Source organism: Nonomuraea sp. bgisy101 (assembly GCF_057708945.1).
This window is the reverse complement of the sequence record NZ_JBYITD010000027.1, coordinates 1-13534: the sequence shown is the minus strand read 5'-3', so window position 1 is coordinate 13534 and position 13534 is coordinate 1. Positions and strand designations below refer to the sequence as shown.

Below are 13534 nucleotides of genomic sequence, written 5' to 3'. Positions count from 1 at the left end.
CCCCTCCACGCGGAGTGTTGCCCCGATCACTCCATTTCACGCCAATGGCCGCCGTACCGGAAGCCGTCCGCGCGGATTTCTCCCCTCAGTGGGATTCCCTGCCGGCCTCGTGGCCGCTCGATCCCACCAGGAAGTCGAGGTCGGCGCCCTGATCGGCCTGCATGACGTGGTCGATGTACAGCCGCTGCCATCCCCGCTCGGGGGCCGCGAACCCCGTGGTCACAGGCTCCCTGGCGGCCAGTTCCCGCTGCGGGATGTCGATGTCGAGCCGCCTGGAGGGCACGTCGAGCACGATCGGGTCGCCCGTGCGCACGAGCGACAGCGGCCCGCCGATCGCCGCCTCGGGCGCGGTGTGCAGGACGACGGTGCCGTAGGCGGTGCCGCTCATCCGGGCGTCGCTGATGCGCACCATGTCCCGTACTCCCTTGGCCAGCAGCTTCGCGGGCAGCGGCAGGTTGCCGACCTCGGGCATGCCGGGGTAGCCGCGTGGCCCGCAGCCGCGCAGGATCAGCACGCTGGTCTCGTCGACGTCGAGGTCGGGTGAGTCGAGCCGCTCGCGCAGGTCCTCGACGCTGTCGAAGACGACCGCCCTGCCCCTGTGCGTGAGCAGTTCGGGCGAGGCGGCGGCGGGCTTGATGACAGCGCCGCGCGGCGCCAGGTTGCCGCGCAGGACGGCGATCCCCGCGTCCTCCAGCAGCGGCGACGAGCGACGCCTGATGACCGTCTCATCCCAGATCTCCGCCTCGTCCAGGTACGAGGTGAGCGGCCGTCCCGTGACCGTCGGCGCCGAGGGGTCCAGCAGGTCGCTCACCTCCTTGAGCAGCGCGAGCAGTCCTCCCGCCCTGAACAGGTCGTCCATCAGGTGCCGTCCTGCGGGCTGCAGGTCGGCCAGGAGCGGCACCCCTGCCCCGATCCTGTCGAAGTCGTCCAGCGTGAGGTCGACGCCGAGCCGTCCGGCGACGGCCAGCAGGTGCACGACGGCGTTGGTCGAGCCGCCGATCGCGGCCAGGGCGACGATCGCGTTGTGGAAGGCGGCGCGGGTGAGCACCTGGGCCGGTGTCCTGTCCTCGGCGACCATGGCGACCGCGAGGCGGCCCGTCTCGTGGGCCCGTTCCAGGAGCCTGCTGTCGGCCGCCGGCGTGCCCGCCGTACCGGGAACGGTCATGCCGAGCGCCTCGGCCACGCACGCCATCGTGGAGGCGGTGCCCATCGTGTTGCAGTGGCCCTTGCTGCGGATCATCGCCGATTCCGACCGCAGGAACGCCTCCTGGGAGAGCGTGCCCGCCCGCACCTCCTCGCTGAGCCGCCACACGTCGGTCCCGCAGCCGAGGGGTCGGCCGCGGAAGTGACCGGTCAGCATCGGCCCGCCCGGCACGACGACGGCGGGCAGGCCGACGGAGGCGGCGGCCATCAGCAGCGAGGGGATGGTCTTGTCGCAGCCGCCGAGCAGGACCACGCCGTCGATGGGGTTGGCGCGCAGCATCTCCTCGGTGGCCATGGCGGCCAGGTTGCGCCAGAGCATCGCGGTCGGCCTGAGGTTCGTCTCGCCGAGTGACATGACCGGCAGGTTGAGCGGGACGCCGCCCGCCTCCCACACGCCCTGCTTGACGCTGGTGGCGATCTCGTCGAGATGGACGTTGCACGGGGTGAGGTCGGAGGCGGTGTTGGCGATCGCGATGTGCGGCCTGCCACCCTCGAATGCCTCGTGGGGCAGGCCGCGGCGCATCCAGGCGCGGTGGATGTAGGCGTTTCGGTGGGTTCCCTCGTACCAGTGCGAGCTACGCATGCGCTTCTTCCATTAACCGGAACACTGATCTAACATTCGGAACGTGATCGACCCTAACCCCGAAACGCCGCGAGGAGAAGACCGGCTCGTCGGTTCCGACAGGGTGCTCGTGGTGCTGCGGGTGCTGGCCGAACGACCCGAGGGCATCGGCCTGGAGGAGATGGCCAAGGCCGTCGACAGCCCCAAGCCCACCGTGCACAGGGCCCTGGCCGCCCTGCGCCGCGCCGGGTTCGCCGTGCAGGACGGCAGGGGCCGCTACCTGCTGGGCGACGAGTTCCTCCGGCTGGCCTTCACCCACCACGAGGCCAGGCCCGACCACGTCAGGATCCGCCCCGCGCTGGAACGGCTGGCGGGCCGGTTCGGCGAGACCGCGCACTACGCGGTGCTCGACGGGCGCGAGGTGGTCTACCGGGCCAAGGTCGATCCGCCCTCGGGGCCGGTGCGCCTCACCTCCACGGTCGGCGGCCGCAACCCCGCCCACAGCACCGGTGTCGGCAAGCTGCTTCTGGCCTGGACGCTGCCCGACGACGCGGCCGTGGCCACGTGGGCGAGGCAGGGCCCGCTGGAGCGCCGCACCCCGAGGACCAAGGTCGCCGCCGAGGAGCTGTGCGCGGAGCTGGCGGCGGTGCGCGAGCAGGGCTGCGCCGTCGACGACCAGGAGAACGAGGAAGGGGTCAACTGCGTGGCCGTCCCCGTCTTCCTGACCTCCGCCACCACGCCGAGCGGCGCGGTCAGCGTGAGCGCGCTGGCCTACCGGACGCCCCTGTCCTCCCTGGTGGAGGCGCTTCCCGAAATCCACGCCATCGTGAAGGAGCTGCGATGATCGCCGACTCGCTGTCCACCGAGACCTACGAGCTGGCCGAAGGGCCCTTGTGGGACCCCGTGGCCGAGCGGCTGCTCTGGGTCGACATCCCGACCGGCCGGATCATGGAGGGCTTACTCAGGGACGGCGATCTGCGGGTCGTCAGGACCCACACCCTGCCGGGCACCGTGGGCGCGGTCGCGCCCGCCGCCGACGGCTCCCTCCTGGTCGCGGCGCAGTACGGCTTCGCCACGATCGGCGAGCGGACCACGATGGGGCCGAGGGTGCTGCCCGAGGGGACGATGAGCAGGCTCAACGACGGCCGGTGCGATCCGGCGGGGCGCTTCCTCGCCGGCAGCCTGGCCAAGGACGAGAGGCAGGGCCAGGAGAAGCTCTACCGGCTGGAGCTGGACGGCACGGTGAGCGTGCTGGCCGAAGGGCTGACCATCTCCAACGGGCTCGGCTGGTCGCCCGACGGGCGGACGCTGTACCACGTGGACAGCATCCCCGGGGTGGTGTGGGCGCAGCCGTACGACGTGGAGACCGGGCGGGTCGGGCCGCGCACGGCGATCCTCCAGGTGAGCGACGGGCTGCCGGACGGCCTGGCCGTGGACGTGGAGGGGAACCTCTGGATCGCGATCTGGGGCGCCGGGGAGGTGCGCCGCCACACGCCCGGCGGGCGGCTGCTCGACACCGTGAAGGTCGCCTCGCCGAAGACCTCGAGCGCCGCCTTCGTCGGCTCGACGCTCGTCATCACGACCGCGGGAGGCGGGCTGTTCGCCGCCGACGCCGGCGTCACGGGCCTGCCCGCCACCCCGTGGAACGGCCCCACCGACCTCCGGACCCCCTGAGCAGCGGCCGGAAGACCACCCGCTGCGCCACGTTCGCCTATGGGGAGTTCCAGCAACCCAGCGCGCGGTCGATGAACCTGGTGACCTCGGCCAGCACCTCCTCCTTGTTGGTCTCGTTGAACACCTCGTGGCGGGCGCCGGGATAGATCACCTCGGTGAGGTCGTCGCCCCTGACGGCCTCGATGCCCCTCCTGCTGCCGGCGAGGGGGACGAGCTGGTCGTCCTCGCCGTGGATCCACAGCGTCGGCAGCGGGCCCAGGCCGCCCGCCTTGGCGATCGTCTCCATGGCGGCGGCGAACGCGGCGATCGTCGGGCGCTTGAACGGCCCGTGCCAGACGAGGGGGTCCTCGGCGTAGGCGGCGCCGACCGAGAGGTCCCTGGAGAGGGTGGCGGGGTCGATGGGGATGTCGGGCATCTCCTCCAGCGACAGGAGGACGTCGATCGCCTCCCATGTGCCGATGACCGGGCCCGACAGGACGAGCGCGGCGAGGGCCTCGCCGTACCGCTGGGCGTAGCGGGCGGCGATCAGGCCGCCCATGGAGTGGCCGATCACGACCACGGGCACCGTCGGGTGGTCGGCCATGGCGCGCTCGGCGACGGCGTGCACCTCGGTGACGACGTCCTCGAAGTTCTCGATGAGCACGCGCTCGCCGGCGGATCTGCCGTGTCCCCTGTGGTCCGGGCCGTAGACGGCCGCTCCGTGCGCCAGGAGGGCGGCGGCCACGTGCTCGTAGCGGCCGATGTGCTCGCCGTACCCGTGGACGAGGATGGCGAGGTAGCGGGGGTGCTCACCGGGCCAGACCCTGGCCACGATGCCGTCGAGCGTGAGTTCGGTGGACATTCGGGGAGCGTACGCCGGGACATACAGTTTGACCATGGGCAAGTCGACGCAGCCGCGCAGGGCCGACGCCGAGCGCAACATCGCCGCGATCCTGGCCACGGCCGCACGCCTGCTGGGCGCCGACCCCGGCGTCAGCGTGGCGGAGATCGCCAAGGAGGCGGGCGTCGGCAGGGTCACGCTCTACGGCCACTTCCCCTCCAGGGAGTCGCTGGTCGACGCCGTCCTGCGCGATGCCGTCGACCACGCCGAGCTCGCGCTGTCCGGCCTCGACCTCGAAGGGGTGCCCCCGGCGCAGGCCATGGAGAGGCTGATCTCCTCCTCGTGGGAGATCCTCGACCGGCACAGCCGCCTGTTCGTCGCCGCCGACAGGGCGCTGCCGGCCGAGCGGATCCGCGAACGGCACGGCAAGCCGCTGGCCAGGGTCGAGCAGCTGATCGCGCGCGGCATGGACGAGGGTGCCTTCCGCACCGATCTTCCGCTGTCGTGGCTGGTCAGCACCTTCTTCGGGCTGTTGCACAGCGCGGCGGGCGAGATCGAGGCGGGCCGCCTGCCGCGCGCTCAGGCCGCCGACGTGCTGACCAGGACGCTCCGCTCGGTTCTCGCCGCCTGACAGGGCTGGACATACCCACCCTCCGTATGCTTGCCTCATAACTCGAACACCATTGTACGAGTTATGGGAGGGGTGTTTTCGCCATGCTGCTGGTCCTGCTCTGCCTGGCCCAGTTCATGTTGATCATCGACATCACCGTCGTGCAGGTCGCGCTGCCGTCCATCGGGACCGACCTCGGCCTGGACCGTGAGGCGCTGACCTGGGTGGTCACGACCTACACGCTGTGTTTCGGGGGCCTGATGGTGCTCGGCGGCAGGCTCGCCGACGCCTTCGGCGCGCGCCGGATGCTCATGACAGGGCTCGCCGTCTTCACCCTCGCCTCGCTGCTGTGCGGGCTGGCCCCCGGTGGAGGGGCGCTGATCGCGGGGCGCGGGCTGCAGGGGGTCGGGGCCGCGCTGCTGTCGCCTGCCGCGCTCGCCACCATCACCGGCGTCTTCCACGGCGAGCGCCGCACCAGGGCGCTGGCGGTGTGGGCGGCGATCGGCGGCACGGGCGCGGCCGTCGGCGTGCTGCTCGGCGGCCTGCTGACCGCGGGCCCCGGATGGGCGTGGGCGTTCTTCGTGAACGTGCCCGTCGGCCTGATCGTCCTGGCCGCGCTGCCGTCCTTCGTACCCGCCTCCACCCCTTCGGCCCGGCGTCCGCTCGACCTGCCGGGCGCGCTGCTGGTCACCGCCGCCACGGCGCTGCTCATCTACGGGCTGGTCAGCGCGGGCGAGGCCGGATGGGGGACGGCGGCTCTGTGGCTGGCCGCCTCCGCCGTGCTGTACGCGGTGTTCGTGTGGGTCGAGCGGGTGACCGAGGCGCCGCTCATGCGCGCGGCCACGATGGCCAGGCGGCCGGTGCTGTCGGGCACGTTCGTCATGCTCATGGCCACGGGACTGATGCTGGGGCTGTTCTTCCTCAGCTCGCTCTACCTGCAGCGGGAGCTGGGGTACGGCGCGCTCGAGACGGGCCTGCTGTTCCTGCCGGTGGCGGTCGCGATCACGCTCGGCGCGCACCTGGGCGGGCGGCTGATCGGCAAGGTGGGCGGCCGCCCCGTCGCGGTGGGCGCCTTCCTGCTCACCGCCGCGGGCGCCGCCCTCATGACCCGCGTCTCACCCGAGGCCGGCGTCGCCACCACGCTCCTGCCGGGGTTCGTGCTCGCCGCCTTCGGCATCGGGCCCGCCTTCGTCACCGCGACGGCGACGACCATGGCCAACGTCCCCCCGGGGGAGGCGGGCGTGGCCTCCGGCGTGATCAACACCTTCCACGAGCTGGGCGGCTCGATCGGGGTCGCGGTGGTCTCCAGCCTGGCGGTGGGCGGCTTCCCCGCGGCTCTTGCCTGGTGCGCGGGCGCAGCCGCCGTGGCGGCGGCCGTCGCGCTCGGACTCGTGCCGCCGGGCAGGCCCGCCGCCCTCGTCGGCCACGGGCACGGACATGTCCAGGACCCCGACCACGGGCCTGGGCACGAGCCCGCCCAGGGACACGGGCACGGACACAGGCATGGGCACGGCTAGCATGAGGCGGACCCCAAGGAGGTTGATCATGTCGTTCGCCGTACTGGGCAGCGTTCTCGGTGACGCCGCGGCTCGCGCTTCCTCGCGGAGGTCCGTGACCCGCTAGCCCGTCCCCTCCGCGTCGAAGTGCTCTTCATCGACATTCCCCATCGATCAAGAGGAGCACGCGATGCTCGACGTCCACTGGACCGAGGAAGGCCGTCCCCGTTCGGCGGGATGGCGCTCCGCCGAGCCCCCGCCCGCCGCCCTGACGGCGGCCGACGACACGACGAAGGCCGACACCGCCCACCGCCTGGCCCTTGAGGGCACGGGGCTGGTGTGGCGGGGCGACTACCACAACGCCAGGCAGCTGCTGCGCGCGATGGCCCGCCGTATCGACAGGAAGGCGGCGGCGCCGTCCGGCTTCCACGAGTACCGGCGGGCGCGCGCCGCCAGGGCGCGCCTGCTGGGCCGGCTGCTGGTGCCGCTGGCGGCCGACCTGACCGTCCCCCTGCGCAGGGCGCCCGACGTACGGCCGGCCTGCGCCGAGGCGTACGGCTCCGCCGACCGCCCCACGCTCGTCCCGCTCACCGAACTGCTCGGTGTCGTCGGCGCCCACGAGTGGCGCAGGAAGGGCGTGGAGGTGCCCGCGCTGGGCGCCAGGATCCATCCGCACTACGGCGTCTTCTCCCCGGTCCGCGGCGAGTACGTGGACCTGGTGGCCCGCGCGCCGCTCCCCTCCCTGGAGGCCGCGTTCGACGTCGGCACGGGCACCGGTGTGCTGGCCGCCGTCCTGGCAGGGCGCGGCGTCGGGCGCGTGCTGGCCACCGACGTCGACGAGCGGGCCGTCGCCTGCGCCCGCGACAACCTCGCCCGCCTCGGCCTCAGCGGCAGGGTGGAGGTCAGGAGGCACTCCCTCTTCCCCGAGGGCAGGGTCCCGCTGGTGGTGTGCAACCCGCCGTGGCTGCCCGCCGAGCCGCACACCGCGCTCGACCACGCCGTCTACGACCCGGGAGGCCGGATGCTCGGCGGCTTCGTCCGCGGCCTGGGCGCGCACCTGGCCCCGGGCGGCGAGGGCTGGCTGATCCTGTCCGACCTGGCCGAGCTCCTGGGCCTGCGCACCAGGAGGGACCTGCTGGCCGCCTTCGCCGACGCGGGCCTGCGCGTGGCGGGGCGGCTCGAGGCCAGGCCACACCACCGGCGCGCCGCCGACGCCGCCGACCCGTTGCACCGGGCGAGGTCCGCGGAGGTCACCTCTCTCTGGCGGTTGACGCGGTGACGGGGCTCCTACGCCGTTATCGTTTCGACACCCACTATTCTTCGTATCTCAGCCTAAGGAAGGAACATCCCGTGACCCTCGACGAGCTGACCGCTCAGCGCGAGCAGGCCGCAGCCGACTACGACGCCCTCGTACGGCGCGGCCTGAAGCTCGACCTGACCAGGGGCAAGCCCTCCCCCCGCCAGCTCGACCTGGCCGACGGGATGAACGGCCTGCCGTCCACGCACCTGGCGGCAGACGGCACCGACATCCGCAACTACGGCAACCTGCAGGGGCTGGCCGAGGTCCGCGAGCTGTTCGCCGAGCAGCTGCAGGTTCCCGCCGCGCAGCTGGTCGCGGGCGGCAACTCCAGCCTGGCGATGATGCACGACTCGATCGTCTTCTCGCTGCTCAGCGTGCTGCCCGGCGCCTCGCGCCGGTGGGTCGAGGAGGACGAGATCGTCTTCCTGTGCCCGGTGCCCGGCTACGACAGGCACTTCGCCCTGTGCGAGCGCTTCGGCATCACGATGATCCAGGTGCCGCTGACCGGCGATGGCCCCGACATGGACGTCGTCGAGCGGCTGGTCGCCGAGGACCCGCGGATCAAGGGCATCTGGTGCGTGCCGAAGTACAGCAACCCCTCGGGCGTCACCTACAGCGACGAGACCGTCCGCCGCCTGGCCTCGATGTCCACCGCCGCGCCCGACTTCCGCATCTTCTGGGACAACGCGTACGCGGTGCACCACCTCACCGACACCCACGCCGAGCTGGCCGACCTGCTGGCCCTGTGCGAGGAGCACGGCAACGCCGACCGCGCCTTCGTCTACGGCTCGACCTCCAAGGTGAGCCTCGCGGGCAGCGGCGTGGCCTTCTTCGGCTCCTCGCCCGCCAACGTCGCCTGGTACCTCGGCAACCTCTCCAAGCAGAGCATCGGCCCCGACAAGGTCAACCAGCTGCGCCACGTGGAGTTCCTGCGCGACGCCGAGGGCCTGGCCGCGCACATGCGCAGGCACGCCGAGCTGGTCTGGCCGAAGTTCGAGACCGTCGACAGGATCCTCACCAAGGAGCTGGGCGGCACGGGGCTGGCCTCCTGGTCGGCGCCCACGGGCGGCTACTTCATCAGCCTCGACGTCCCCGAGGGCTGCGCGCGCGAGGTCGTCGCCAAGGCGAAGGCCGCGGGCATCGCGCTCACGCCCGCGGGCGCCACGCACCCGTACGGCGACGACCCCGCCGACCGCACGATCCGCATCGCCCCCACCTACCCCGACCTGGGGGAGCTGGAGGAGGCGATCACGGGTCTGACCGTGTGCGTCCGCCTGGTCGCGACGGAGAAGCTGCTGTCGCAGGCCTGACGGGCGGCGTCAGGGGCGGCGGCGCCTGCCGTACCTGAAGCCGAAGATGTACTCACGGGTCTCGCTGGGGTGGAAGGCGACGCCCACCCCAGGCTCGAAGGCGACGTTGTCCCGCGAGCAGTAGTAGAGCTCCTGCCACACCTGGAGCGCCTGCTCGCGGGCCGGCGCCTCGGCCTGGTCGCGCTTGCGCGCGCCGTGCGCGCCCATGACGAACATCAGCCCGAACCACCAGAACACGCCGGTCGCGCAGAACGGCCCCAGCAGGTCGATCAGGACGTTCGTCCGGTCGCTCATGGCCAGCGTGAGCGCCAGCACCACGTGCGCGAGAGCGGCGAAGCCGAGCAGGACGTAGCCCTGGTGGCGCGCCCTGGGGACCTCGTGCCTGGCGGGGAAGGACAGCCACACCGCCAGCTGGGTCCTGGTCATCGGGTGCTTCCTGGTACCGAGGAGCGAGGCGGCGGGCAGGTCGACGACGGCCCGGTCCTTGGGCATGCTCGCGCGCCCGAGGTGGAAACTCGTACCGTCGGCCACGACCCCCGGTACCGACGCCACCCTGTCGGCCTTGCCGCACTCCGGACAGGAGAGATCCATCCGGGCAGTCTGGCCCTGACGTGCGGCTGGCGCAAATCGGGTCGTAGAGTCTCAACGTGATTGAGGCACTTGTGAAGAGCCTTCCCGAAGGAAGGGTGCTGACCGACCCCGACGTGGTCGACTCGTACGCGCGCGACCGCACGTTCCTCGAGCCGGGCAAGGCCCTCGGGGTGGTCCTCGCCACCTGCCGCGACGACGTGGTGACCACCATGCGGTGGGCCACCGAGCACCGGGTTCCCGTCGTGCCGCGCGGCGCAGGCACCGGCCTCGCGGGAGCGGCGACCGCCAGCGAGGGCTCGGTCGTGCTGTCACTGGCCAGGATGGCCGCGATCCGCGAGCTGAACCCCGCGGACGAGATCGCCGTCGTCGAGCCCGGCGTGATCACCGCCGACCTGGACAGGGCGGCGCGGGAGCACGGGCTGATGTACGCGCCCGACCCCTCCTCCTACGAGATCTCCACCATCGGCGGCAACCTGGCGACAAACGCGGGCGGGCTGCGCTGCGTGAAGTACGGCGTGACCCGCGACTCCGCGCTCGGCCTCGAGGTCGTTCTGGCCGACGGCAGGATCCTCAACACCGGCCGCCGCACGGTCAAGGGCGTGACGGGCTACGACCTGACCGGCCTGTTCGTCGGCTCGGAGGGCACGCTCGGCATCATCACCTCGGCGACGGTACGGCTGCGCCGCGCCCCGATCGCTCCGCCCGCGACGATCGCCGCGGAGTTCGGCTCGCTGCGCGACGCCGCCGCGGCCGTGTCGGCGATCATCGCGGCCGGCTGCCAGCCGTCCCTGATGGAGCTGCTGGACAGGGCCACGCTGAAGGCGATCGACGACTGGCGCAACATCGGCCTGGAGGACGCCACCAACGCCATGCTGATCGGCCAGTCGGACGCCTCCGACGGCCAGGCGATGGCGGAGATGATGCGGGAGCTGTGCGAGGCGAACGGCGCCTCCTTCGTGGCGGTGTCCTCGACTCCTGAGGAGACCGAGGACCTCATCGGCATCAGGCGGATGGCCTACGAGGCCAAGGAGCGTCTCGGCGCGTGCCTGGTCGAGGACGTGTGCGTGCCGCGCTCGGCACTGCCCGACATGATCTCGGCGGTGGAGGCGGCGGCCGCGAGGCACGACGTGATGATCTGCACGGTCGCCCACGCGGGCGACGGCAATCTGCATCCTGTCTTCGTCTTCGAGCACGGCACGCCTGAGCCGCCCGCCGCCGTGTGGGCGGCGGCGGACGAGGTGTTCAGGGCCGCGCTGGAACTCGGCGGCACGCTGACCGGCGAGCACGGCGTCGGGCTGCTGAAGCGCCGCTGGCTCGGCATGGAGGCGGGGCCGGTCGTGACCGAGGTCCAGCAGGGCATCAAGCGGGTCTTCGACCCGCTCGGCATCCTCAACCCTGGCAAGGCGATTTGAACGTCATCGTGCTGAACGGCGGGTCGAGCGCGGGCAAGTCCTCGCTCGCCCGCGCGCTTCAGGAGATCCTGCCCGACCCTTGGCTGACCTTCGGCGTGGACACCCTGATCGAGGGGATGCCGCCCTCGTTCGTCACGGTCACCCCCGACGGCGAGGTGCGTGTCGGGCCCGCCTTCAGCGAACTGGACGGCGCGTGGATGGCGGGCGTGGCCGCGATGGCGCGCGCGGGCGCGAGGGTGATCATCGACGAGGTCTTCCTCGACGGTACGGCGCGGCAGAACCGTTGGCGCGCGGCGCTCGAGGGGCTGGACGTCCTGTGGGTGGGCGTCCGGTGCGACCCCGAGGTGGCGGCCGCGAGGGAGCGCGGGCGCGGCGACAGGGTGACGGGCATGGCCGCCTCCCAGGCCCTGCTGGTGCACGATGGAGTCGCCTACGACGTGGAGGTCGACGCGGGGTCCATGTCGCCGTCTGACTGCGCCCGGTCGATCGCGATCCGGACCAATCGTCAAACCGGTGAGACGGCTCACGAACCACACTGATAGCGTTTTGCCCCACCTATAGATGGAATACGGGGGTTCGACGTGACTCAGTTCCAGCCGTTGACCGCGGACGACCCGCGTCGGCTGGGTGCGTTCGAGATCACCGCGCGGCTCGGCGAGGGCGGGCAGGGCGTGGTCTACCTGGGCAAAGGCCCGGCAGGCGAGCAGGTGGCCGTCAAGCTCCTGCACAACGCGCTGGTGGCCGACGCCGACGCGCGAACGAGGTTCCTGCGCGAGGTGGCGGTGGCGCAGCGTGTGGCGAGGTTCTGCACCGCGCCCGTGCTGCACGCCGATCTGGAGGGCAGCCGGCCGTACATCGTGACGGACTACGTGCCGGGGCCCTCCCTGCGGCAGCTGGTCGACGGGGAGGGGCCACGCAGGGGAGCGGCCCTGGAGCGGCTGGCCATCAGCACGGCCACCGCCCTGGCGGCCATCCACCGTGCGGGGATCCTGCATCGCGACTTCAAGCCCGCGAACGTGCTCATGGGGCCCGAGGGCCCCGTTGTGATCGACTTCGGCATCGCCCGCGCCCTGGACTCCCCCGGCGCGACGGCCACGGGGATGGCCATGGGCACGCCCGCCTACCTGGCGCCCGAACAGCTCAGCGGCGATCCCGTGTCGGAGGCGGCCGACGTGTTCGCGTGGGGCGTCACGATGGTGTTCGCCGCGACGGGCAAGCCCGCCTTCGGCTCCGACTCCATTCCGGTCGTGATGAACCGGATCCTGAACGAGGAGCCGGAGACCGGCGGGCTCGACGGGGTGCTCGGCGAGCTGGTGGCCGCGTGTCTGTCCAAGGATCCGGCGCTGCGGCCCACGGCCGAGCAGCTGATCGCGCGGCTGACGGGGCAGACGACCGGGGAGACGGCGATGGCCGTCCACCAGACCGGCAGCAAGCTGCCGCCGCCGTTCCCCCAGCCCGGACAGCCGGGCCAGGCCGGACAGCTCGGACAGCAGGGCCACGCCGGACAGCCAGGTCAGCCCGGACATGCCGGCCAGGCCGGTGGTCAGCTCGGGCAGGCCGGTGGCCGGCCCGGCCATCCGGTGGCGCCAGGCGGCCAGCCCATGCCTCCGCAGCAGGGACAGCCGTTCGCCCCCGGCGCTCCTGTCCCCGGTCAGCGTCCGCCCTCCGGTGACACGGCCCAGCCCGGTGGTTCGAGCACGCGCCGCCGTACGGTGACGGTCGCGGTGTCGGTCGCGGCGGCGGGGGCCGTCCTGCTGGCGGGCACCGTCGTATGGGCGAACGCGGGCGGCAGGATCCCGGCGGAGCTGGTCGCGATCGACTCCCCTGCCAGCCAGGCCGCGAAGGATCCGACCGCCGGCTCCACCGAGGTGCTGCCCCCGGCCGAGCAGCCGGCCGAGCCCGAAATCTCGCCCGAGCTGACGCAGGACACCCCGACGCCCGAGGTGACCAGGTCGAAGAAGAAGGAGGTGGACGAACCGGCGGTCTCCGTGCCACACACCACGGTGCCTCCAGCCCAGCAGCAGCCGTCGCCGTCGCGGCCTGCGGCGAAGAAGCCGACGGCCAAGCCGACCAAGAGCACGGGCATGGTCGACCCCGATCCCGAGCCGACGGGGCTGACCGAGCCGACGGTCGGCGACGCGTACGGCAAGCCGACGCCCAAGCCGACGCCCAAGCCGACGGTGAAGCCCACGAGCAAGCCCACCACGACGCCCAGGCCGACCACGACGCCGAAGCCGAACCCGTACACGGCGGGCGGCGTCTGCGGGTCGGGCTACAAGGTGATCGACTCGCACGCGCTGAGCACGAAGGCCACGATCTACCTGCTGTACAACACCAGCGCGGGCAGGAACTGCGTGGTCACGATGTCGAAGTACGTGGTGCCCGCCAAGGTGTCGATGAACGCCGTCCTCCAGGTCAAGGACGGCGGCAGCGGCTCCAACCCCGGCTCGTTCACCGCGTACGCGGGGCCGGTGAGGCTGCCCGCGGTCAAGAAGTGCGTGATCTGGGGCGGCTCCTGGGGCACGTTGTCGTGGAAGAGCGGCTGGAGCCACTGCG

12 protein-coding genes are annotated in these 13534 nt (G+C 72.3%); 9 read left to right on the top strand and 3 right to left on the bottom strand.

The features are described 5' to 3' along the window. Positions 1-85 precede the first annotated feature (85 nt). Complete coding sequence (locus AC3EO4_RS38915; RefSeq protein ID WP_431900456.1) at positions 86-1786, bottom strand: IlvD/Edd family dehydratase; 1701 nt, start codon at positions 1784-1786, stop codon at positions 86-88. 43 nt (positions 1787-1829) lie between these two features. On the opposite strand from AC3EO4_RS38915, the gene AC3EO4_RS38910 reads away from it, so the two are divergent. Continuing rightward, positions 1830-2609: an IclR family transcriptional regulator gene (locus AC3EO4_RS38910; protein WP_379574291.1), complete on the top strand. Its 780-nt coding sequence runs from the start codon at positions 1830-1832 to the stop codon at positions 2607-2609. Then, positions 2606-3439: an SMP-30/gluconolactonase/LRE family protein gene (locus AC3EO4_RS38905; RefSeq protein WP_431900455.1), complete on the top strand. Its 834-nt coding sequence runs from the start codon at positions 2606-2608 to the stop codon at positions 3437-3439. The genes AC3EO4_RS38910 and AC3EO4_RS38905 overlap by 4 nt, the downstream gene beginning before the upstream one ends. Positions 3440-3476: 37 nt before the next feature. Here the strand turns inward: AC3EO4_RS38905 and AC3EO4_RS38900 are convergent, their stop codons facing one another. After that, positions 3477-4280 carry an alpha/beta hydrolase gene (locus AC3EO4_RS38900; protein WP_379574289.1) on the bottom strand — a complete coding sequence of 268 codons (804 nt, stop codon included), beginning with the start codon at positions 4278-4280 and terminating at the stop codon, positions 3477-3479. A gap of 34 nt (positions 4281-4314) precedes the next feature. Here AC3EO4_RS38900 and AC3EO4_RS38895 point away from each other — a divergent pair, with 34 nt between their 5' ends. The 4 genes from AC3EO4_RS38895 to AC3EO4_RS38880 all read left to right on the top strand — a co-directional run bounded on the left by AC3EO4_RS38895 (position 4315) and on the right by AC3EO4_RS38880 (position 8975). Then, on the top strand, positions 4315-4890 hold the full coding sequence (locus AC3EO4_RS38895) for a TetR/AcrR family transcriptional regulator (protein ID WP_379574288.1): 576 nt from the start codon (positions 4315-4317) through the stop codon (positions 4888-4890). Between the two features lie 83 nt (positions 4891-4973). Beyond that, a complete protein-coding gene (locus AC3EO4_RS38890; RefSeq protein WP_379574287.1) occupies positions 4974-6386 on the top strand; it encodes an MFS transporter in 1413 nt (470 codons plus the stop codon). A gap of 169 nt (positions 6387-6555) precedes the next feature. Continuing rightward, entirely contained in the window at positions 6556-7644 is a 1089-nt protein-coding gene (locus AC3EO4_RS38885; protein WP_379574286.1) for a methyltransferase, read from the top strand. Between the two features lie 71 nt (positions 7645-7715). Then, positions 7716-8975 carry an aspartate aminotransferase type Ic gene (locus AC3EO4_RS38880; RefSeq protein ID WP_431900453.1) on the top strand — a complete coding sequence of 420 codons (1260 nt, stop codon included), beginning with the start codon at positions 7716-7718 and terminating at the stop codon, positions 8973-8975. Between the two features lie 9 nt (positions 8976-8984). Here AC3EO4_RS38880 and AC3EO4_RS38875 read toward each other — a convergent pair whose 3' ends face one another. Continuing rightward, positions 8985-9566 carry a hypothetical protein gene (locus tag AC3EO4_RS38875; protein ID WP_379574283.1) on the bottom strand — a complete coding sequence of 194 codons (582 nt, stop codon included), beginning with the start codon at positions 9564-9566 and terminating at the stop codon, positions 8985-8987. Positions 9567-9622: 56 nt separating this feature from the next. Here AC3EO4_RS38875 and AC3EO4_RS38870 point away from each other — a divergent pair, with 56 nt between their 5' ends. The 3 genes from AC3EO4_RS38870 to AC3EO4_RS38860 all read left to right on the top strand — a co-directional run. Further along, positions 9623-10978 (top strand): FAD-binding oxidoreductase, encoded by a 1356-nt coding sequence (locus AC3EO4_RS38870; protein ID WP_379574281.1) that lies wholly within the window; start codon positions 9623-9625, stop codon positions 10976-10978. Beyond that, complete coding sequence (locus AC3EO4_RS38865; protein ID WP_379574279.1) at positions 10975-11517, top strand: chloramphenicol phosphotransferase CPT family protein; 543 nt, start codon at positions 10975-10977, stop codon at positions 11515-11517. The genes AC3EO4_RS38870 and AC3EO4_RS38865 overlap by 4 nt, the downstream gene beginning before the upstream one ends. 42 nt (positions 11518-11559) lie before the next feature. Continuing rightward, positions 11560-13534, top strand: a 1975-nt coding sequence (locus tag AC3EO4_RS38860) for a serine/threonine protein kinase (protein WP_431900451.1), incomplete at its 3' end; no start/stop codon positions are given.